Genomic DNA, 22,048 nt, shown 5'->3' with positions numbered 1-22,048 from the left:
CATTTTACGATAAGTCCGTACATTTCATTTCATCTGAAAAGCTATATAGGTAGTGATAAAATAACTAGCCATAATGAGAACAGACGGGATCAGATAACTCCAAGCTCGAACCTTCCTCCTCTTCATGCTGTATATAATTAACAAAATAAACATAATCGACGTTACTCCTGTCACCATATTAACAGGAGAGGATTCTTGCAATAAATTCCCTCTTAAGTAAATGAAATCAGTGATGGCAATAATCATTAAATTAAATGCATTACTCCCAAGGAGAGAGCTGATTCCCAAGTTGAAGTTCCTTAGCTTCAAAGCCGTCCCTACACTAACCGCATCAGGCAAGGACGTACTGACTGACACAAGAAACGTCCCAATAAAAGAGGCACCAATCCCTGTAATAACTGAAATTCGTTCAGCAGTAACCGTTAATACACTTCCGATCATCATAATTAACACGGCATTCAGAATAAAGCGCCATAACACCTGTGTGTACGAGTAGTCTGTATAGCGTTCATGTTGCTTCGCCGCCTTTCTCCCCTTATATTCCGTTCGGTCATTAATAAACTTTGACCCAATAAAATACAAAAGAATAATAGCTATAGACGTATAGCTGATATGGAAGATATGCGTAGGAAGCGTTAAACTTAATCCTGCAAGAATAATGAGTGTCATAAAAATAACAAGCCAGCCGTACAGCTTGCTTTCAACGGTTGCGTGGGTCAAAATTTGATAATGACGATAAACCATGTCAAAAATGGCAAGTCCCATAATATTAAAGAGGTTACTGCCAATCAGATTTCCGACCGCTAAATCTGGACTATCGATTATAATTGCCGTTACACTTGAGGTAAGTTCAGGTAAAGATATAGCCATCCCTATTAAAGCCCCTATAAAGGCTGATGATGCCCTTGTTTTTTCTTTGACAGCATCCCCGAAAATAGCCAACCTTGGGGCAATGAAAAAGGTGAAAAATGCTGATATAAAAAACAGAGCAAAAATGATCCAACTGCTCATAAGAAAACTCCTTCAACTCTACTTCCATGAACTTTTACACCCATTCCCCCTGCCCGCGCCCTATAAACAGTTAATAAATGGCTTTTATCTTTAGAGAATAGAAGGGGGAATCCCTGCCATAAATGTAAAAAAGCTCAGGCTTGTGAAGGCACTGAGCTCTCATTTCATAACTTTCGATGTTCTATGGTCCAAGTTTTCAATAAGCAGAAATCATGCATAGTTCATCCATTAAACGTAAACGGTTCATACCTTCTGCAATTTTTGTACCTGACACCTTCTACAATCGCCGTTTTCTTCTTCAAAACCATCCAACTCCCAAATGAATAGAAAAACAACGAGAGTAAAAAATGCCGTATAATTACAATCTCCGCCTTTTTCTGCTAGATTATGTAGTAGATCGTCGATCAGCATACGACTAATATTTTACCAAAGCTATATAAATCAGTAAGAAACCTATTCCGCGAAGAGACTTACCTTCACAAACTTGATGAAGTGTTATGAATCAAAAGGAGTTTGGATTAAGATATCGGGGGTTGGCCATCTATTTTTAAAAAGGAAACTTCCCCCTCTCTTCACCTCGAAAACGATTGCACTTTCCCGTACAATAGTTATAACTTAAAGGAGGGATTAAAAAATTGACAAATATCTTTTATAGTATTTTCATCCTTGCTGCTGTCATAGCTACCTTCTTTGTCATCTTTAAAAAACTTTCTAAATCAAGCTATTGGACAATCGGAATCATCGCCGTCCTTTATATCATTATTCTTGCTTTTAGTTTCTCTACGCACACTCCCTAAGAGTTCTTATTTTGTTTGTTGATCGCCTCACGAATATGGTAAAGCTCTGCATACATGGCTGTGGCATACACACTGATAATGCTGAGAAACATGGAGATCACAAAAACGGAACCGTCCAATCCGAAGCCTAAAACTGATGAAAAGCCGATAATAGCCCCAATGATTATACCAATCCCTGTAAGAAAAATTATTTTTTGAAATGTTACTGAATAAAACATTGTATCACCTCTTCAGAGTTATCTATCTACTACTATACCCCAGAGAGACTCCAACTACACGTTAACCTGTCCATATCTTCTCATCACTCTCACCTAAAAGTACCAAAAGCAAGCAGACGCTTTGTCCACCTAATAAGAGGTTAGCCATCTGTATATTTGGTAACTTCCTAGACAATAGAAAAGCCGCCCTCTCGAAGCAGCTCCGTAATAACACGTTTATTTTTCCACTAATAGGGAATTTTCTTTATAAACAAAAAGAAAGCACAACCTGAAATGGTTGCACTTTCTTCTCAAATGGTTTAAGCTTCCATATGCTTTGCATCTTCTTCAATGCCATATTTTCTTTCAGATTCGGCGACAACCACCGCACATGCAGCATCACCTGTAATATTCAAGGATGTACGCAGCATATCAAGCAGTCGATCAATACCAATAATCAAAGCAATACCTTCGACTGGCAGAGATACTTGGTTGAGTACCATGGCAAGCATGATTAAACCCACACCCGGTACACCTGCTGTACCAATACTAGCCAGTACAGCTGTCAGCACGACCATAATTAATGCCGAAAAGGAAAGGTCGGAACCGTATACCTGCGCAATGAAAACCGTCGCCACACCTTGCATGATCGCTGTTCCATCCATATTAATGGTGGCACCTAAAGGCTGGACGAAACTACTTACAGGCTTTGGTACCTTTAAATTTTCCTGAGCAGCTTTCATGGAAATCGGTAATGTTGAACTACTACTGGATGTACTAAATCCAACCGTCATCGCAGGGAAGAAACCTTTAACAAACTTAACAGGATTCATTTTTCCTAGGAAGGCAACCGCAGATCCATAGGTTACAACCCCGTGGACGATTAACCCAAGGATGACAACAACCATGTACATGGCCATCCCTTTCATGCCGTCGATACCCATCGTACCGATAGCAGAAGCAAGGAGTCCGAACGCACCATATGGAGCGAAGCGCATGATCAGGTTTACAAGGAACATCATAATTTCATTTCCTTGTTCAACAAGTTTATAAATACCTTCTGTCTTCTTACCTAGCATCGCTAAAGCAAAACCAATAAAAATGGCAAAGGCGATGATTTGAAGCATATTCCCTTCCACCATCGATTGGATAGGGTTGGTCGGGATAATATTCGTAAATGTTTCTACGACACCGGGTGCTTCCTGAGCTTCATATTCTGCACCTGAAGGGTCAATGTTAATATTCCCCGGCTGAAAGAGATAAGCTAGAGAAATAGCAATCGAAATAGCGATAGTTGTGGTTACAAGGAAAAATCCAATTGTCTTACCACCGATACGGCCTAACTTTTTTGGATCCCCAAGAGAGGCTGTACCCAACGTAATAGAGAAGAATACGATTGGTACAACGAGCATTTTAATAAGATTTAAGAATACAGTTCCCAATGGACTGAATACATAAGCATCTAACGTACTAAACAGATCTGGTGCTGCCATGTGCAAAGCTAAGCCCACTACGGCACCAAGAATCAAACCTATGAAAATCTTGGTTGTTAGTTTCATGACGCAACCTCCTACAACATTATGAAAACGCTTACTAGTTATTTTGTTTTAAAAAGTGAAAAATTTCAGAAGTGACGTAATCCCACACACGCCAAAAACATTAAAAAAAGACTTACAATCATTATGGGGTTCGGTACCTTTGAGCCTTGATGTGATTAGGTTTCAGACTCTTTTTAGAATGGTTGCAACCAGCGCGGATGAATTCGTGCTTTATAAATTATATCACAGGATGAGTGAATTTTGAATAGAAGTTGCTGGTAGTTTCTAATAAAACTATTCTTCAGGCGGTGTTGTACAACTTTCAATGGCCATTGAAACCGCGAGATTAATAGTTATTTATAGATTATGAGAATGTTTAGAATTTATTACAAATTCATGGGTTTTTTCTTATAGTTGCATATATTTTTAGTTGGCTGCATAAAAAAACGACCGAGTTTAAAACGGTCGTTCTTTATTAAGAAATATATGGGTGAAAATATAAGAGAATCAAACTCTCACGGAAGACTCTATCGTCGATATGAGTTGATGAATGATATCTTCATGGTGCTCAATACCTATGGATAAACGAATGACATAATCGTTAATTCCGATTTTCTCTCGTTCTGAGTCTGATAAAGCCCTATGGGAAGTACGTACAGGATAAGACAATGTCGTCTCCACACCTGCAAGTGTCGGAGCAATTTTAATCCAACCAAGTGATTGGAAAAATTTTTCGATATCCACTGTTCCATCGAGCTCTATGGTGACAATGGCACCATGGCCCCGTTCCGATACATACTCCGGATAATACACGTTCTGGACTAACTTATGGTTACGAAGGGCTTTAGCTACTTGATGGGCATTATATGATTGTTGCTTCATCCGTAGTCCCAGCGTTTTGGCGCCTCGTTGAGTAAGCCAAGCTTCAAATGGACTGAGGTTAGCTCCTAAAGTGACGACCTTTTGTTGAGCTGCCTTAATTAATTCTTCATTGCCGACAAGTATCCCGCAAGTGACATCACTATGACCGCCAATATATTTGGTACCGCTGTGTACGACAAGGTCGACTCCATCACTATACGGCCGCAGAAGGTATGGTGTAGCGAAGGTGTTATCTACCATCGTTTTTACACCCTTCCTGTAAGCTATGGAAACAAGCTCTTTCAAATCCTCCACACGCAAGAATGGGTTTGAAATCGATTCCGTATAAAGCAGTTTTGTCTTCTCTGTTACCGCGTCTTCTACTGTTTTTAAGTCAGAGAATGAAACCATTGTCACATCAATTCCGAATGAAGGCAGCTCTTTCGTAATCAACTTATGGGATCCCCCATAAACGTCTTCTGCAGCAACGATATGATCCCCTGGTTCAGCAACAGCAAGGATACCAGCTAGAATGGCCGACATTCCGGAAGATGTAGCTACACCAGCAGGCGCCTCTTCAAGCTCTGCCACGGTGCCGGCAAGTTCATCTGTGTTCGGGTTTCGTTCACGAGTATATAAATAAGGGCTGTTTCCTTCATAATAACTTTCTAAATGATCTAAATCCTTGAAGGTAAAGGCTGATGTCTGGTAAATCGGTGTCGTTTTACTATTAGGTACAAGGCTCTGATCCGCCTTATGATGAACAATTTTTGTATCAAATGATGGGTTTGTCATCTTTTCGTCTCCTCTCTTGTAACTTAATCAAAAATTATATAGAAGACGACTGAATATTGTCAAAGTTTTGTGACATGTTCATGCACAGCTCGAATAAGAAAACGTCCGTATTCCATTTCATGAGGGACAAATTCCTCACTTTTCACCTCTTTTTCTATACCGTTTACGACCGAGCATCCTGTAATCGGGGTATTCATTTCTACAAGACTTTCCATATCATCGAGGGAAACACGGATGAGATCTTCAACTTCTTCCCCCAGCTGAAAATTTGCAGACCCCTCATATAAATATAGATATACACGGCAGATTTCGCGATCGATGAAAACACCTTGCTTTAGTTCTTCCTTATAATTACCTGCATGGATTAATTCTGCAGGATGAACAGTTAGGCCAACCTCTTCTTTAATCTCACGTACTCCCGCTTCTATTACGTCTTCCCCTGCTTCTATATGCCCTGCTGCCGTAATATCGTATAAACTTGGAAAGTCCCTTTTATTTTCAGACCTTTGTTGAAGAAAGAGAACAATCTCTTTTTCTTCCAAAGAAATCATCCAACAATGGAAAGTTTCATGCCAGTCTCCGTCCCTGTGTACATCTTCCCTATCTTTCACTCCCGCGGGCAGCCCATTCTCATTAAAAATAGTCAACATTTCTGCCAATGTATTCATCCTCCTTACACCTTCCAAACTTGAATGATGAACCTGTATTATCTGAAAAATGATCTAATCACTATCCATAACAGAACAACACTACCTCCCAACGTGATGAAAGATGGCAATAATGTAAACACAAACAACCTCAAAAGTCCAACAGAACTCCGTGAAATCAGAAAATTAGAACTAAAGTTTAATTCCTTTTCCATGAGGAAAAATATCAGCAAAGGAGGGCGTTTTTTATGAAAAAACGTAAACCCAGACGTGGGAATGTGAAACAGACCAATGAAATGGCCCAAGTTTTCAACCGCAAGCTCCATTACAATCAGGCGTTTTCTCACCAAACCGATAATGCTGAAGTCCATTCAGAAAGTGAAGCACTTTATCATCATTATGCTGATGACGAAGATTGACGAAGTGATCTCAACTTGAGGTCACTTTTTTTCTTTGTCCTCTCCTTTACGCTTGAAAACTCTGTTATTATAAATGGTGCATCCCTACATTTTTTACAACAACTTCTAAAAGTTGCAGAAAGGGTCATGAGGTATGAAGAAAGGCGCCAACAAAAGTAAATGGATATTAATTGCCGCTTCTCTTATTATTTTTGCAGTAGGAACCTATTTTTTTACCGACAGCAGCGAAGATAAACTAGTAATGAATAAGGACTCTAAACCGATGAGAAAAGCGAAACCAGTGGACCTTGAGGATTTCCCTGTCCAATGGAATGAAGTGAAAACGTACGAAGAGATTAATCAGTATTACGAAGAACATATCATGGGGCTTGAATTAGCAAGAGAAGAGGGATTAACCGTTTTCCCGCAAGAGTCAACCTCCATACCTGATAAAGAAGGAAGAATGCAGATCAATGAGGTATGGCACAGTGGAAATACGATTCATCTCCTATACAGTATCGATCTTTCTGCTCTTACCAAAGATGAGACGAACGATGATCATAGCAATTATCCTGTCCAATATCCTTCAGTTGAAGGTGTCCGCATTGAAAATCAAGAAGGAAACAACAAACAATCCTATCAGAATCACTCCAAAGAACTGCATCCTCGCGAAACGGTCGTTTTTGAAAATCGATTATATAGCTTCATCCAACTGCCCCCTATTACAGAGGATTGGGGGGAGAACATCCAGGCTGGGAAAGTAAAAGACTATGACGAAGAGTTTTTGACCTCCTTCCTCATCCGTATCCATAATCAAACGGTTGAAACAGACTCCATGATCGTCCGTTATGTTCATGACTTAGAAGGTCACACCCTTAACACTTTTACAAAAGAGAAAGTATACACAGATGACAATATTACGATTGGACCAATGGAAATGAAAACTGGTGTCGCCTCTAGTCAGGTGAAGATGAGAATTGATGCAGGCGAAAAGGAAGTCGGGCCATCTCTTCAGGCTTTACTCAAAACTGAAAATGGAGATCGTCACCCCGTTTCTCTTTTCTTAAACCAAACAAACGAGGATAACGTTTATGAATCCTGGTTTCCTCCAGTGGGCGATGTCTCTGGTGAGGTGGAAATGGAACTTTCATCCATCTATCTTCAGGGTGATCATCCCTACTCCTTCAAGATTGATATGACTCAATTTGAAAGGAATCGTAACATTTCTAAGAATATGGATAAAAAAATCGCTGAATTTTACGATACAGATATTATCCTGGAAGGCATCGATTTACACAACAGAAATCAAATGAACCTGCGCCTTAGATACGACCCACACAAGGAAAATCAGCCTCAAAAATTAGTCGGATCTCAAATCGCTCCCTTGGATACGCTTCCTGATAAGCGCAAGAAATATGTAGAAGTAATCAGTAATGAGGGCCAATCCATAGATGGAGAGATTTGGGGTCATGACGAGTCTGGTCTTATTAACTTTCAAACCCATTCCTTTAGTAATGCAGAAGAACTTACCATTACCGTAAAAAAAATGACCTTTTCAAAAGAACTGGATCACACTTTCACTCTACACCAACCACACTAGGATATTAAAGAAAACGCAGGCGGAGGTTTAACCCCCGCCTCATTTTATATCGCCTCGTGAATAAACTGAATCAGCGCCTCGTTGAAATGATCATAGTGTGTAGCCGGTGTCTGATGAAAAGCATGATCGATGATTACCATTTTTGCATTCGGACAAACACGGTAATACTTGGCATGTTCATTGATCCAGAACTCTTTATTTCCATAAATAAGCAGCAAAGGCATCGTTAATTGGTGCAGCCGTTTACTACAGTCAAAGGATAATGCTCGATTATAATACGTGTACCATGATGCAGGATCAGATTTAGCCATATGCTCATTCAGTTCACGTTTAATCTCGGCACTTTTGAAATGTGAATGGCTCAGTAACTTAGCTAAAGTTTCCGGACTTTTGTCTACCCAGTACATTCCTCCTAAGAATTCGAAACGAAGCCCTCCAGTTGCCACTTTCGGGAAACCCCCAGCTAGCACGATTGCTTTGGTTCGCTCAGGGTAAGTGAGAGCAAACTCCTGAGCAACCATCCCCCCACATGAGTACCCAGTGATTACTACTTTTTCAAGATGGAGATGGTCAAGTAATTGTAGAATCTCCCGAGAATACATAGATACATCTGGAGCGTGTGTAATCAAGTCTGAATCACCATTTCCACTTAGGTCTGGGAATATAAGACGGCATTCCCTCGCTAGTGAATGCTGCATTTTAAATACTTTCCTCCCCATCCCAGGCGGATGGATAAAAACAATCGCTTCGCCATTCCCACGATCCTCATAGAATAGCTGTTTCCCGGATTTCTCTGTGTAATAAGGCATGATGTCATCCCCTAACCAATAGTCATGGATTCTTAGCTTCCCCTGAGCCGGAAAATTTATGTCTATTTAATGAATAACTCCATGTTCAATTGACCTTCCTTTTATGCACGCGTAAACTAGACCTGTACACAGATGTCAGGAAGGAGCAACACCATGAAGCGATTTCTTATACTGATCGGATTCATAAGCCTAGTCATTTTATTGGCTGCCTGCGGATCGAAGGAGCTTGAAAATACATTAGATTGGGAAGTCCAATCCTTTGAGGGGACAACACAATCAGGGAGGAATTTTTCCACCGATGACATGGAGGGAAAAGTCTGGTTGGCGAATTTTATCTTTACCAACTGTAATACGGTCTGTCCTCCTATGACACGAAATATGGTCAAGGTGCAGGAACAGCTGAAAGAAAAAGGCATTGATGCAGAAATCGTATCATTTAGTGTAGATCCTACCGTTGATCACCCAGATGTCTTGAAAGAATTCGGTAAACAGTATGGTGCCGATTTCAGCAATTGGACATTCGTTACAGAATACAGTCAGGAAGATATCAAGACCTTTGCTCAGGAAAGCTTTCAAACCATAGCGGTTAAAACAGAAGGAAACGATCAAGTCGACCACGGTACGTCTTTTTATTTAATTGGCAAAGACGGCCTCGTAAAAAAGAAATATAGGGGCAATATAGAAGTGCCATTCGATCAAATAATTGAAGATACAAAGACACTAGCTGACTAAAAAAACCACCCCCAATCCTCTAAATATAGAGGATTGGGGGTGGTTTTATTTAATTGAAGCCTTATTTAATTAAAAAGAGAACGTATGAAGTCACTTAATGATTTGAAAAAATCCCGAATCGTAGTCCGTAAATTATTCCAAAAACCTTCGTCATTGACCAGGTCTTGGATGTTTCCTGTCAGGTCTTCCAATTGGTTTCGGACGTGATCAAAATTGATGTTCAAACTGCGCATTTGCTCAAACAGATCAATCAAACGCTGACGATCCTCCTCACTTAATTCGATATTGAGAGATTGGAGTTGATCTTGAACGATTTGTTCTATTTCTTCCCGTGTCGCAGGATCCTGTTCAGCAATTTCCTTCTTAATCTCTGTCAGTAACTCACTGATTTTATCACGGTCCATTCCTTCCTCTTCCGCAATGTCTGTTGCAATATCAAGCTCGTCACTCGCCACTTTCATCCGTTCTTCGTCAAGCTTTACTCCCTTTGCATCATAAGCCTTATAAATACCTGTAAGAGCGGAATGGCCACTTACTTTGACTGATGATGCTACGAGAACATCCGCATTTTCCACCCCTGCTGTCAACAATGCATTTGTATACATTTCTTTGGTTACCTGTGTTATGTTATCTGGTGTTACAATATCAATATTCAACCCTGCACCGTTATCCTGGTGAATGATTTTGACAGATGAGTACATATTCGAATTCGGATTTCCTCCGATATAATTGGCAAGATCTTGACCATTCACTGTGAACTCGTCGACCTGATCATGTTGATCGACTTCCAGCAGTTCTATCACATCCGATTTTTGTGACTCAGACAGAGCTTCACCATATACAACGATCGGCAGGCCTAATTTTTCATTGATTCCCTGATCCCCTGTCGAAGCAGAAATACTTGATGGTAGAGCAAAGGCTGTAAACAAAACAATGATTAACATCCATAAACTGACACTTGTTTTCATTTTCTCGACCCCTTATAAGCATAGTAGAATTCTTTATTTCACTTTCCGGCACTGCTCATCGATGATACCTGACATGATCCCAATTTTTATAAAGGAAGCAAAACTATCCGGGTTACCCTAATAGACGTTGATGTACAAGGAAAAGTTTCATACCTGAAAGCTTTTTATAGGATAGCAAAAAGCTCAGTTCATTCCCACCCCATTTATTCATAAGAGATTGACTTTTTTATGTCCCATAGGGGAAGGCAATCTCCTTTAAGTATTCGCTTGATTTACTATAAATGAATCAACCTGAAAATTTGAATAACCAATAGAAAGGATGGTCTATTATGCGAGTTCTTCGACACATCGCCCTTTATGTATTTGCAACGGCCCTATTTTATGCAGGCGCGACCCATTTCATGTATGATCATGGTTACGCCAGGATGCTCCCTTCCTGGGTGCCTTTTAAATTAATCATCATTTATGTCACAGGAATCACAGAATGGCTCCTTTCCCTTCTGCTCGTTTTCCCACAAACACGCAGAGCGGCTGGATTTGCAACGGCTTCATTCCTATTCGTTGTATGGCCGGCCAATTTTTACGCAGCTATTTACGGCATTCCTGCTCCCTGGAGCGAAGAAACGACTCAAATCGTACTTTGGATTCGTATTCTATTCCAGCCTTTATTGATGTGGTGGGTAATTATCGCTTCCAAAGATTCGAAACAGTAGTAATCGTCTGCTAGAATGGGGATATGAAAAGGACAAGGAGGTTGACTATGCGATTAGAAGGAAAGAAGATCATTCAACTCGTCAGTAAAGATTTCGAAGACCTCGAACTCTGGTATCCACTCCTGCGTTTACAAGAAGAAGGAGCAACTGTTCACCTTGTAGGTGAAGAGGCCGGTGTTGAATACCCAGGAAAATACGGCGTTCCTGCAACGTCTGATTTTGCCTTTGAGGATATAAATCCTGCCGATTACGATGGTGTCCTCGTACCAGGTGGATGGTCCCCGGACAAACTGCGCCGTTATGAAAAAGTAATTAAAATCGTACGTCATATGGATGAAAATCAGAAACCGATCGGGCAAATTTGTCATGCGGGCTGGGTGCTTATTTCCGCGGACATTTTGCAAGGACGTAAAGTCACAAGTACACCCGGAATCAAAGATGACATGATAAATGCCGGGGGAAAATGGTTTGATGAGGCAGTTGTTCAAGACGCTCACATTGTATCTGCTCGCCGCCCGCCTGATTTACCACCATATGCGAAAGCTTTCGTGGATCTACTTGCAGACCATTAATATAATACCTTTCTTCAACACAAAAGATGCTCAGAGCTTAATGGACAGCTCTGAGCATCTTTTAATCCTTAATCTTTAGAAATGGCTTGTTTAGCAAGCATGGCAATGACTGCATCGTCCATCGGAGGGTTATGAAGACCCGCACGGACATCGCGATAATATTTTTCAAACGGGTATTTTTTCGACAGCCCACGTCCTCCCGCAATTCTCATAGCAAGATCAACCACTTCATTGGCCGTATTTGTCACCGCAAGCTTGACGGCTGCCAGTTCTGACCCCATCAGACCACGCTGTTCAGGCTCCTCATCCCACTTTTTGGCTGTTGAATAAAGAAAAGAATGAGCTTGCATGAGTTTCCATTCCATCTCACCAATCTTATCCTGGATATGTGCGACTTCTGCAATGGGCGTATTCAGACTATTCGGCTGAAAATCCTTCGCGAATGCAATCGCATCATTCCTTGCAGCCACTGCAATCCCCAAATAACAAGCAGGAATATGAAGCAGCCACCCTTTCGCGTTGGGTTTGCCTTCACTTTTCAGTTCAACAAGGTCTCCTTCATTAACCTTTACGTCATTCATCACAAGGTCATCACTCGCTGTCCCACGCATTCCGAGTGTATCCCATGTTTTATCGATTGAAAGTCCAGCCTGATGACGGTCAATTAAAAACCAACCAACCGTATCCTTGTCCTCTACATAAGCGGAAACAATATAAAAATCTAGGTGTTCAGCCATTGATGTAAAAGATTTCCTCCCATTCAATCTATACTGATCCCCTTGCTTCACGGCTTTCGTTTCTGGCACCCCCCCACGTGTCGGACTTCCAGTGGCCGGTTCTGTGGCCGCCCTATTCACAACCTTCTGATCTGTCACTACTTGTTTGACTAGCCGATCATACGCTGCTTTATCCCATAATTGCTCTTGAGAAAGCTCCATCATAATCCCCATATGCCACCCGATAGACAAGGCAGCTGCTCCATCACCTTCTGCAATTTTCTCCTGCATGAGGAGTAATTCATATAAAGACAGTCCCTCTCCACCTTCTGATTTCGCTAAAGACATTGATGGGTACTTTACATCCTTGATGACCTTGAGTGTTTCATAGGAAAAAGACGCTTCCCTGTCTGTTTTTGTTAAATGTTTACAAGCTTCCTCTGCAATACGCTCTGCTTTTTTGAAAAACTCTTTTTGCCTATTCGTCTTAATCAAGCCTTTCCACACGTCTACCACTCCCGATTCCTTTTATATTCAAATCATACCTGACAGCTCGGGATGAAGCCAATGCTACGCTTGTTTTATCATTCCCTTACCAAATACGTTATGCCCTAAAAAAAATGATGTATAAACAAATGACGGTATCGTATGGAAAGAACTCTTTTAGATTTATAAAAGGGAATTTCCTTGCGACATTTCCCGGGAAATGTCGAAGAGCATCATTAATTGCTCCAACTCGTATCTAGTGCCAACTGAACAATTATCAGCTTTATCATTTTTTAGATGACTATTTTTTTCGGAAACACCATAAATAAAGAACAGTGCCCCGATGAAATTGAGGATTGAAGAAGACTAAAAAACGATATAACTAATCAAGTTATATCGTTTCTTTTATCATTTTATGTACGTAAAACCTGAAGTGCCTGCTTTACGGTAGCGTACGTCTGCAACGACAATTCACTAAAATCCGCATAAGGAGCACTTTGAATAGCAAAAGTCGGTTTAATTCCTGTAATAACCAGCTTCGTTCCCATAAGATCTAACAATTGGTTCATTTGGTAAACGCCCATATGGACCTCTTCATTGTATGAATGAACAGCGGACATATCCAGAATTAAATACTCTTCTTTCTTCTCTTTGACATGATAGCTGACCGCTTCAAGCATCTGCTGGAGCCTTTCATCATCAATCGTCCCGACAAGAGGGAGAACAGAGATATTATGCTGGACAGGAACAATTGGTGTAGATAGCCGTTTGACCTCTGATAAATAATGGCCAAGCAGTTCTTCCTGCTCACGGCGCTGCGATACATCCTTTTGGACTCCTACAAAGTAAGTCTGGTCCATTTGAGCAATATAAACCGGAAAAATATGTAGTTCATTCCAAAAAACTGTCCCATCTTTGCGATAGTTTTTCATTTCCACTTTCACTGGCTTACGGTTGGCAAGCCCCTCACGAACATGATCTACATGCTTTGGATCGGTTTCCTCTCCTTGCAAAAGACGACAGTTACGACCAAGAACCTCCTCCGCCTTGTACCCAGTCAACTCTTCAAAGCCTTGATTGCAGTAAATTAACGGGTTATCATCCTGCTCCGGATCCGTAATCACCACGCCTGCACCGACATGGTCGATAGCCGCTTTTATAAATTCATTTTGTTGAATTTCTTCTAGCCTAGCAAACATGAGCTCTTCCGTCACGTTGGAACATTCCCTTCAGGGTTGGAATGAATTACTATAATAATAAAATGAATCCTTGGCATCTTGCAAGCAAGAACCCCCTCCCACGATAGACGAATACTGACCTAACAGTACAGTGAATTTATACCCCCACCTCATTTTTTATATGACCCAGGAATGCCTCGACCTGTGGCAATGCCTTCACTTCTGATTTCACACAAGCCCACGTTTCACGGACAATCGCTCTCCCTTCAGTCTCGAGAGGCATCCAAGCAAAATGGTTTTTTTCTTCAGAGATGATGCTGCCTGGTAAAACCGTCATTCCTAAACCTCGCTTCATCATCTGCTTTGCCGTTTCAAAATGATCCACTTTGATTGAACGTTTGACCAAGATGGATGAATCACGCAACATCCATTGTTCCATCAGCTTTTGAAAGCCTGTGTCACTTTTAAACTCTATGAGTGGTCGCTCTTTTTCCCCAAATGGAATGGAATCAAAAAGAAAAAGAGGGTCACTTAGGAGGTGAAGGGATTCATATCCTTTAATCGGCTCCCCTCTGACGATTGAAATATGATAGAAAGCAGCTGATTGCCGAACTTCTTCACTCACCCCTGTTACAAGATCGATGGTTACATCTGGATATTCCTTAGTAAAAGATTGCAACAAACCTGGCAGGAAATGCTGGCTGTATAAAGAAGACGCTCCTATCGACAATGTGCCTGTAATCTTCCCTTCTACTTTTGCTAATTTGTCTCCTAATTCACTCTCTTTCTTTAGAACCTCTTCCGCATGGGCAAGGACGATCTCTCCGAAGGACGTCGGAATTAATCGTTTCGATGTACGCAGAAAGATCTGACCTCCCAAATGCTCCTCCATAAACTTTAACCGCTGGGTCAGGGCAGGTTGTGAAATGAGGACATGTACAGCGGTCTTACGTATCGTCCCACACTTATTTAAATCAAGCAGCAGTTGATAATCTTCTATTTTCATAGAATCCCCCTATAACCATTTTTTATCACTTTTAATTATAATGCCATATTATCCACCCCCCTAAAAAAGGAGTACGATAAACATAACAAGAGGAGGGATAACATGAACCGGGCAAACATTAGGAAGTTGATGAGTGGATATTTCTTATATGAATGTGGGAGAGCGATGTATTTCGTCCTTATTACATGGTTCCTCTATCAATGGACGCATGACCCTTTATATACTGGGTTGTTCGTCAGCTTCGGATTTATCCCGGGTCTATTTTCTAATTTAATATTCGGAGTTCTGGTAGACCGAAGCAATCGAAAACGTCTGGCTGGTATAGCCGGTATAGGAAGTGTTATCTGTTTAAGTATATTAACGGGGGCATTCTTACTTGGTTGGGTGCACCCTTGGGGAATGATTGCAGCCCACATGGCTCTACAAACAGCCGGATCCTTATTCCGCCCTTCCCTACAGGCCCTGGTTGCTGAGGTTTTCCCTCAAGAATCGCTGCCACGCATCTTTTCATGGTCTGGATCCTCAACGGTTGCCGGAAGTCTCTCAGGAGCCGCCCTTGGCGGGATACTAGCAGGATTTATGGCCATAGAACTCTCCCTCTTTGTCGTTATACTCTTGTACTTGGGCGCCGTCCTTACGATTCATCTCCTCCATTACATTCCCGTTCCAAGGGAGGAAAAAGAGGAAATATCTTCCTTCTGGCATGAAATGAAAGAAGGGTTTAGGTATGTTCATCATAACCGTATGCTTTATGGGCTTTTTGTAATGCTTATGCTTGGACAGCTGACCTTCCATACAACGCTCGGTTTTTTAAGCGTCTATACAAGTGCCCATTTAAAGCAACCTTCCATTATATATGGATTGCTCGACAGCACCTTTTCCATAGGCGGGATTATTGCTGGATTACTCGGAACATGGTGGTGGGCTAAATGCCAGCACCGCATCGGGATTACCTCACTTCTATTAACTGCAGCAGGTCTCGCGATTGTCTCCTTCACTTCGTTCGTCCCTTTCGCCTTTTTTGGATTTTTGTTAATCGGTATTGGAACTTCGTTTATCCGTGCCCTTTTGCAATCTGTCCAGCAGATGGCGACAGAACGCCGCTTTCACGGGCGGATATCAAGTTTACGAATGCTATGTAATCAAACGTCCGTTGCCCTTACTGGCCCGATGTTTGGAGTAACAGCATCTAATTATGGAGCTTCTACTGTTTTCCTTTTGTTACTTATTCCAGTAACCGGAGGAGTCTTATGGGCGTATGTCCAATCAAGGCACCCCGCCTTCAAAAAAGCGATCACTGCTGCGTAACCATGGAATTCTATCCTTTCTCCAAAACAAGCAAAAAGGTATGCTTCTTTAACGTAGGAGCATACCTCAAATGATGTTATTCAACTCTGCTTATCTCGTCTCTTCCTTCGGTGTTCGGTAAACCTTTTCGACCTTAACTCCCAGCGTCTTCAAATAATCGACAACCTGGTCTAGTCTCTTCATTTTTTCACCTCAGTATTTGAAATAAGATTTGGCACAGAAACACATTCCCCTTCATTACGACCAAAGGGGCAAAAACGTTTCAACTTTTTATAAAGGACGATACCCAGAGGTCCAATGATTTATGCACGATTTTAAAATTTAACACCTTTTTTTATTAGTCTTCCTCGAAGCTTTTTTTGTAAGTATTCCATCTTCCAAACCAAACCTGTCTCTCCCTTCCATCATAACAGAGCTAACTCTACATGAGTTCAATGATTTTGTGACAATTTGTATAGACCCCTCACATGCTCGATGAATACCCGGACATTCTCCGTGATTTCTTCTTCGTTGATAGGTGTAACAATTGAAAAATAACGCGCAGTCGCACGAATATAAGGGAGCTGCATAATTAAATCTTCCGCATCTGTATGTTCGACAACCGTTTTAGAAATAAATGAAATCCCAAGTCCTTCTTTTACTCCTTGAACGACTCCATGATTGCTACCAATTGTGATCATCTTGCGAGGGCGAATATTGGATGATACAAGCATAGAGTCAAGCATTGCTCTTGTCCCTGATCCACCCTCTCTGGTAATCCATGTGTGATCCTGCAAACGATCGAAAGTAATTCCATCCCCATGTCTCAATGGATGCTCCCTCGGCACGATAATAACCATTTCATCTTCCATAAACGGAAACGAACGGAGTCCCTGTTCTGTCACTTTCCCTTCGACAAGCCCTAAGTCCAACTCATGTTGTTGTACCTCACGATTGATTCTTTCTGAATTAGCGATTCTCACCTGTAAATCAATAGCGGGGTACTTTTCATCAAACTTCTTTAAAAGAGAGGGAATGATATACTCTCCAACCGTGTAACTGGCACCAATATAAATACTTCCCCCCACCTCTTCGTGATACTGCTTCACTTCTTGGTGAGCCTTTTCCAATAACCCAAGCACCTGCCTTGCTCTTCGATAAACAAACTCTCCTGTTGGCGTTACTTGGAAATGTTTAGGTGATCGGTCAATCAACGTCGTTTGAAAAAACCGTTCTAAATTCTTTATGTGAGCACTGACAGTAGGCTGAGATAAATTTAAAACCTCCGATGCTTTTGTAAAACTTTTCTCATCAATAGCAGTAATATAAGTTTTTAATGCTTCCATATCCATACTAAACCGTCCAATCATTAATTTTTTCTATTATTAACATTATAAAGTTTTATTTTACGAATCGCTACCAGAAGCGTAATATTAGAGAAGTGATAAAAAAGGGGGACATCACCTATGAAATACAAATCTTATTCGTCTCTCTTGAAAGGGATCTGTTTTACCGCAGTCATTGCAGGCATAGGGTTTCTCCTGGCCATGCTTCCATTAATGAGCCAGATCGGACCACTTGCCGTCGCGATTCTGCTTGCTGTTATGTATCGTCATTTCTTCGGATATCCGGAGAGCATCCGTACAGGCATCCGATTTTCGGCGAAACAGTTATTGCGTCTTGCCATTATATTGTTCGGCTTAAAGTTAAATATTAATCTCATTCTTAACGAGGGATTGCCCCTTTTATTAAAAGGAACAGCCGTCATCGTTTTTACCATCGGTCTTATGATCTTTTTAGCTAAAATCTTTGATGCTGATCGTTCCATGATGACATTGCTTGGTATTGGCACAGGCATTTGTGGAGCCTCCGCCATTGCTGCCGTTACACCAATTTTAAAAGCGAAAGAAAAAGATACGGCGATTAGCGCGGGGATCATATCCGTTATCGGAACCTTGTTTGCGATCGGCTATACCGTTATACGTCCTTTTCTGCCCATGGACGCAGAAATATATGGCATGTGGGCAGGTATCAGTTTGCATGAAGTAGCTAATGTTGCACTTGCAGGAGAACCTGCAGGTGACGCGGGTCTCGGGATGGCCTTCCTCGCTAAACTCAGCCGTGTCTTTTTACTCGTCCCATTCAGCCTTCTTCTCATTTGGCTCATGAAAAGGAAAGGAGCCGAAAAAAGGGGAGCGTCGATTCCATTTCCGTGGTTCCTAGTCGGGTTTGTAATCATGAGCTTGTTTGGCAGTTTTGTTGATGGAACATTCATTACTATTCCAGAAAGGGTCATGGAAGGAGTGTCAACACTCACCTCGTTTATTTTAACAATGGCCATGGTGGGACTTGGATTGAGTGTGAGCTTGCGCGATATTAGACAACGGGCTTTAAAACCAATGCTCTTGTTAATTGTTACATCGGTGCTGCTCTCCGTGCTCACTTATTGGATCGTTTAATAATGCCCAGGATTTCCTGGGTGTTTTTTTCTGCTCATTAGAAACCTTTGTCTAATCTAAAGAACATTCGTCGAAAATATAGAAATCCCCTGCTCCTTTGTTACGATAAAATGGAATTCCCCCCACACCTATGTTTTCCCACCTATATTGAACAAAACTTCTAACACATACGTTCAAACTATGTCATCCAGTCATTTCTTTAAGGTTCAGAGAATATTTTTGTATAAAACATATTAGGAGGCTTCCTCATGTCATTGGAAACACGGGTCCAGAAAGCATTTCAAAGACTTGAAGACTATTCACCAGAAGGATTAAAACACACCTTATTAAGGTTAAATATTTCTATAGAAGAACTTCAGTCATATTTAAAGACCCCTGAGGGTAAACCGTATTACAGACAAATGATTTATGCAGATGACAAGGTAGAGATGATTGTCATGAATTGGGCGGAAATTGAATGCTCTCCCCATGACCATGGACAATCCTCCGGTTGGATTCAGGTTATGAATGGAACGACAAAGCAAACGGTCTACCAGGCACAAGGAGAATCCATCCCCCTTCCCTTATTCACCGAATATAAGGAAAATGGAAGCCTCTTTTTTGCTCCGAAACATGGCATACACAAAATGGGACGGGAAGGAGATCCACCTCTTGTAACCCTCCATCTCTACTCCCCACCGATTCGAGGTATGCGTGTTTTTGACCTTAAGGCTTGTGCTGCTTGTGTGGTCTCCAGCGACTGTGGAGCCTGGTGGCCAGAAGAACAACGACAGAGATTGAAAGATATCCAATTGAAAAAGTAAATGTCTAATAAAAAGAGGAAGTGGGTCCCCCCACCTCCTCTTTTTATTCCATCTTGTACTGGTCTTCTTCCTCAACAAATCTATTGTATCGTCTCTGGAACCAGAAATACATATGCGAAACAATCACCTTAAGGATGGCGTAACCTGGAATGGCTAAAATGATTCCGATAACGCCGAATAAGTGCCCAGCGGTCAATAAGACAAAAATAATCGTCACAGGATGAATATGCAGGCTTTTTCCCATAATCTGAGGCGAAATGAATTTACCTTCCAGCAGCTGCACTATAGTCCAAACAATCACAAGCTTTACGACCATAAACGGGGAGGTGACAATTGAAATAATCAGTGCCGGGGTAATGGCAATAATAGGTCCTAAGTATGGAACCACACTCGTTACACTCGCGATTGCCGCAAGCAGCAATGCGTAGTCCAGTCCTATAATCAAAAAACCGATGTACATCATTACACCAATACAGAAACTGACAATAATCTGCCCCTGGATATAAGCCGATAACTGATGATCAATCCCCTTAAATACACTGGATATTTCTGGTCGAAACTTCGGAGGAAATAGACGAATGACGAAAGCGGGCAAACGGTAACCATCCTTCAATAAATAGAAAAGGATAAAGGGCAGTGTTACAATTGCCACGACTACACTAGTCACTGTAGAAATAATGCTCGTAATCCCCTCTACTGTTTCGGATGCATAGGAGGAAATATAATCAGGAATTTGATTTAACATCCCGTCTACATCCTGAAAGAGGTTCGTATAGTATACAGAAAAAATGGAATTTCTTAACCATTCATCTGTTCCTTTAATCATATCGCGTAAATAACGAGGAAGTTCTTCCGACAAACTAATCAATTGCTTTTCCAAAAAAGGAATAATAAGCACAACAAGCAGCGTAATAATCCCTACCAAAGCAAGAAGGGTTATAAGTATGCCCCAAATTCTTTTAATGCGCCATGCTTCTAACAGATTAATAATCGGACGCAATAAATAATAGACCACCACGGAAAGAATAAGAGGCAAAGCAATCGTTTTAATAAAAATTAACAGTGGATTAAAGATAAACCCGACACTTGAAAAGACGAGAATATTTAATCCTACCAGTAACACAACCCCCAATAAATACAAAAGTTTTCGGCCGCCAAAGAAGCGGATAACCGGTGTAGAATCCCAACGGCTCATAGACATATCTCCTCAACTGATCTTTAATCTATATTCGTATTCTATCACACTCATGAAAACTACACTTAACAAACCCTTTCATCAACAGAAGGGGCAGGCTTAGGTCTTCTTTTTCTTGTGGATAAAAACACGCCAGTAAAAATAACAGCTAAACCAATGATAAGATGACTTGTCACAGCTTCCCCAAGAAGGAAATGCCCCCAGAAAAGAGCCGACACAGGGACCAGATAGGTGACCATACTTGCAAATTCTGCGCCACCTTTGTCAATCATATAATAGAAAAGTAGATGAGCAATCCCTGAGCCAACACACCCTAAACCTACTACGCTTAGTATGAATGGCATATCCACAGGAACAGAATTGAACATTGTCGGCTGTGTAAGGACAACTCCAAAGAGTCCAACCCCTGCTCCAACAAGTAAGGCCACTGTAGTGAGTAGAATGACATCAAATCCCCGCAAATGCTTTCTCGTAAAATGAGAGACAAATCCATAACAAGATGTAGCCAGGATCATTGTACCAATCCCTATAAAATTCTCTGATAAAATGGTTTTAAAATCAAAGCCTGTTAAAATAATAATCCCGCCAAACCCCAGTACTATTCCACCCCATTGCTGTAGATTTAACCTTACAGAAAAAACAAGAAAACCAATTAACCCCGTCATGATGGGTGTCAATGCATTAAGGACAGCGGCCATATTACTTGTTACAACTGTCTGACTAAGGGCAATCATTCCCCAGGGAACCCCTGCATTGAACACCCCTACAACTAATAATACCTTCCAGGGGATAGAGGAAGGAAGTTGATGATTCATCCACTTATAAATAACTAAGGGTAATAAAATCAAAACACCAGCGAAACACCTAAAAAAAACAGTCCCCCATACTCCTGCTGTTCCAATCAAGGTTTCTATAAAAACAAAAGATAGTCCCCAAATAAGACTTAATGTTAGAAGTGAGGCATATAATTTCATGGTTAGCTGTCTCCCTTATGTATCTTCCTAATTTTTCAATATTCCTATACTTTACCAGAAGGCTCTCCTCCCTACAATAGAGAAAAGGGCAAGTGACTTGTCCATGAATTTAGGTATTCTTAAATAATAAAAAAACAACCCTTCAGGATTCTTTCCTGAAGGGTTGTTGAATGACATGGCGGCGTCCTACTCTCACGGGGGTAAACCCGACTACCATCGGCGCTGAAGAGCTTAACTGCTGTGTTCGGCATGGGAACAGGTGTGACCTCTTCGCCTTCACCACCACATCAATATAAAGTTTGAGGT

At 41.2% G+C, this 22,048-nt stretch carries 22 protein-coding genes and 1 rRNA gene; 9 read left to right on the top strand and 14 right to left on the bottom strand.

The genetic code is table 11. The annotated features are described in order from the left end of the window. Window positions 1–24 precede the first annotated feature (24 nt). On the bottom strand, window positions 25–1,011 hold the full coding sequence (locus BLW54_RS17405; protein WP_035511289.1) for a sodium:calcium antiporter: 987 nt from the start codon (window positions 1,009–1,011) through the stop codon (window positions 25–27). Window positions 1,012–1,646: 635 nt separating this feature from the next. Here BLW54_RS17405 and BLW54_RS20805 point away from each other — a divergent pair. Then, window positions 1,647–1,808 (top strand): hypothetical protein, encoded by a 162-nt coding sequence (locus BLW54_RS20805; protein WP_155997005.1) that lies wholly within the window; start codon window positions 1,647–1,649, stop codon window positions 1,806–1,808. Here the strand turns inward: BLW54_RS20805 and BLW54_RS17400 are convergent. From BLW54_RS17400 to BLW54_RS17385, 4 genes are all read right to left on the bottom strand, one after another. Next, entirely contained in the window at window positions 1,805–2,026 is a 222-nt protein-coding gene (locus BLW54_RS17400) for a hypothetical protein (protein ID WP_035511290.1), read from the bottom strand. The genes BLW54_RS20805 and BLW54_RS17400 overlap by 4 nt on opposite strands. A 299-nt stretch (window positions 2,027–2,325) precedes the next feature. Then, the gene (locus BLW54_RS17395) at window positions 2,326–3,564 is read right to left on the bottom strand and encodes a dicarboxylate/amino acid:cation symporter (RefSeq protein WP_074736081.1); all 1,239 of its coding nucleotides are present in this window, start codon (window positions 3,562–3,564) and stop codon (window positions 2,326–2,328) included. A gap of 486 nt (window positions 3,565–4,050) precedes the next feature. Beyond that, on the bottom strand, window positions 4,051–5,199 hold the full coding sequence (locus BLW54_RS17390; RefSeq protein WP_035511293.1) for a trans-sulfuration enzyme family protein: 1,149 nt from the start codon (window positions 5,197–5,199) through the stop codon (window positions 4,051–4,053). Window positions 5,200–5,258: 59 nt separating this feature from the next. Then, the gene (locus BLW54_RS17385; RefSeq protein ID WP_081867106.1) at window positions 5,259–5,867 is read right to left on the bottom strand and encodes an NUDIX hydrolase; all 609 of its coding nucleotides are present in this window, start codon (window positions 5,865–5,867) and stop codon (window positions 5,259–5,261) included. Between the two features lie 227 nt (window positions 5,868–6,094). Here BLW54_RS17385 and BLW54_RS20800 point away from each other — a divergent pair, with 227 nt between their 5' ends. Together BLW54_RS20800 and BLW54_RS17380 are read left to right on the top strand one after the other, a co-directional pair. Beyond that, window positions 6,095–6,265, top strand: a complete 171-nt coding sequence (locus tag BLW54_RS20800) for a hypothetical protein (RefSeq protein WP_155997006.1) — start codon at window positions 6,095–6,097, stop codon at window positions 6,263–6,265. Between the two features lie 133 nt (window positions 6,266–6,398). After that, the gene (locus tag BLW54_RS17380; protein ID WP_035511299.1) at window positions 6,399–7,844 is read left to right on the top strand and encodes a hypothetical protein; all 1,446 of its coding nucleotides are present in this window, start codon (window positions 6,399–6,401) and stop codon (window positions 7,842–7,844) included. Between the two features lie 44 nt (window positions 7,845–7,888). On the opposite strand, the gene BLW54_RS17375 is transcribed toward BLW54_RS17380, so the two are convergent. Beyond that, entirely contained in the window at window positions 7,889–8,653 is a 765-nt protein-coding gene (locus BLW54_RS17375; protein WP_074736079.1) for an alpha/beta fold hydrolase, read from the bottom strand. Between the two features lie 153 nt (window positions 8,654–8,806). On the opposite strand from BLW54_RS17375, the gene BLW54_RS17370 reads away from it, so the two are divergent. Further along, window positions 8,807–9,385, top strand: coding sequence for an SCO family protein (locus tag BLW54_RS17370; protein WP_035511303.1), 579 nt, complete (start codon window positions 8,807–8,809; stop codon window positions 9,383–9,385). A gap of 65 nt (window positions 9,386–9,450) precedes the next feature. Here BLW54_RS17370 and BLW54_RS17365 read toward each other — a convergent pair whose 3' ends face one another. Further along, window positions 9,451–10,353 carry a DUF1002 domain-containing protein gene (locus BLW54_RS17365; protein ID WP_035511305.1) on the bottom strand — a complete coding sequence of 301 codons (903 nt, stop codon included), beginning with the start codon at window positions 10,351–10,353 and terminating at the stop codon, window positions 9,451–9,453. 329 nt (window positions 10,354–10,682) lie between these two features. Here BLW54_RS17365 and BLW54_RS17360 point away from each other — a divergent pair, with 329 nt between their 5' ends. Both BLW54_RS17360 and BLW54_RS17355 read left to right on the top strand, forming a co-directional pair. Continuing rightward, window positions 10,683–11,066: a DoxX family protein gene (locus tag BLW54_RS17360; RefSeq protein ID WP_035511307.1), complete on the top strand. Its 384-nt coding sequence runs from the start codon at window positions 10,683–10,685 to the stop codon at window positions 11,064–11,066. A gap of 47 nt (window positions 11,067–11,113) precedes the next feature. After that, window positions 11,114–11,638 carry a type 1 glutamine amidotransferase domain-containing protein gene (locus tag BLW54_RS17355; RefSeq protein ID WP_035511309.1) on the top strand — a complete coding sequence of 175 codons (525 nt, stop codon included), beginning with the start codon at window positions 11,114–11,116 and terminating at the stop codon, window positions 11,636–11,638. 68 nt (window positions 11,639–11,706) lie between these two features. On the opposite strand, the gene BLW54_RS17350 is transcribed toward BLW54_RS17355, so the two are convergent. The 3 genes from BLW54_RS17350 to BLW54_RS17340 form a co-directional block, all read right to left on the bottom strand. After that, complete coding sequence (locus BLW54_RS17350; RefSeq protein ID WP_316245396.1) at window positions 11,707–12,861, bottom strand: acyl-CoA dehydrogenase family protein; 1,155 nt, start codon at window positions 12,859–12,861, stop codon at window positions 11,707–11,709. A 392-nt stretch (window positions 12,862–13,253) separates the two neighbouring features. Next, window positions 13,254–14,039, bottom strand: coding sequence for a YtvA family blue-light photoreceptor (gene ytvA, locus BLW54_RS17345; protein ID WP_074736105.1), 786 nt, complete (start codon window positions 14,037–14,039; stop codon window positions 13,254–13,256). A gap of 136 nt (window positions 14,040–14,175) precedes the next feature. Beyond that, window positions 14,176–15,024, bottom strand: coding sequence for a LysR family transcriptional regulator (locus tag BLW54_RS17340; RefSeq protein WP_035511313.1), 849 nt, complete (start codon window positions 15,022–15,024; stop codon window positions 14,176–14,178). 102 nt (window positions 15,025–15,126) lie between these two features. Between BLW54_RS17340 and BLW54_RS17335 the strand changes: the two genes are divergently transcribed. Next, a complete protein-coding gene (locus BLW54_RS17335) occupies window positions 15,127–16,332 on the top strand; it encodes an MFS transporter (RefSeq protein WP_074736077.1) in 1,206 nt (401 codons plus the stop codon). Window positions 16,333–16,763: 431 nt separating this feature from the next. On the opposite strand, the gene BLW54_RS17330 is transcribed toward BLW54_RS17335, so the two are convergent. Then, entirely contained in the window at window positions 16,764–17,663 is a 900-nt protein-coding gene (locus BLW54_RS17330; RefSeq protein ID WP_035511315.1) for a LysR substrate-binding domain-containing protein, read from the bottom strand. Window positions 17,664–17,777: 114 nt separating this feature from the next. Here BLW54_RS17330 and BLW54_RS17325 point away from each other — a divergent pair, with 114 nt between their 5' ends. Continuing rightward, window positions 17,778–18,770 (top strand): YeiH family protein, encoded by a 993-nt coding sequence (locus tag BLW54_RS17325; RefSeq protein WP_035511318.1) that lies wholly within the window; start codon window positions 17,778–17,780, stop codon window positions 18,768–18,770. A 248-nt stretch (window positions 18,771–19,018) separates the two neighbouring features. Continuing rightward, window positions 19,019–19,573, top strand: a complete 555-nt coding sequence (locus tag BLW54_RS17320; protein ID WP_035511320.1) for a cysteine dioxygenase — start codon at window positions 19,019–19,021, stop codon at window positions 19,571–19,573. A gap of 43 nt (window positions 19,574–19,616) precedes the next feature. Here BLW54_RS17320 and BLW54_RS17315 read toward each other — a convergent pair whose 3' ends face one another. The 3 genes from BLW54_RS17315 to rrf all read right to left on the bottom strand — a co-directional run bounded on the left by BLW54_RS17315 (window position 19,617) and on the right by rrf (window position 22,029). After that, window positions 19,617–20,768, bottom strand: coding sequence for an AI-2E family transporter (locus BLW54_RS17315; RefSeq protein WP_051744256.1), 1,152 nt, complete (start codon window positions 20,766–20,768; stop codon window positions 19,617–19,619). A gap of 65 nt (window positions 20,769–20,833) precedes the next feature. After that, window positions 20,834–21,742: a DMT family transporter gene (locus BLW54_RS17310; protein WP_035511325.1), complete on the bottom strand. Its 909-nt coding sequence runs from the start codon at window positions 21,740–21,742 to the stop codon at window positions 20,834–20,836. A 173-nt stretch (window positions 21,743–21,915) separates the two neighbouring features. Continuing rightward, a 5S ribosomal RNA gene (gene rrf / locus BLW54_RS17305) occupies window positions 21,916–22,029 on the bottom strand. Window positions 22,030–22,048 lie beyond the last annotated feature (19 nt).

Source organism: Halobacillus karajensis (genome assembly GCF_900108515.1).
Taxonomy (GTDB): Bacteria; Bacillota; Bacilli; order Bacillales; family Halobacillaceae; genus Halobacillus; species Halobacillus karajensis.
This window is presented reverse-complemented; position numbering and strand designations above follow the sequence as displayed.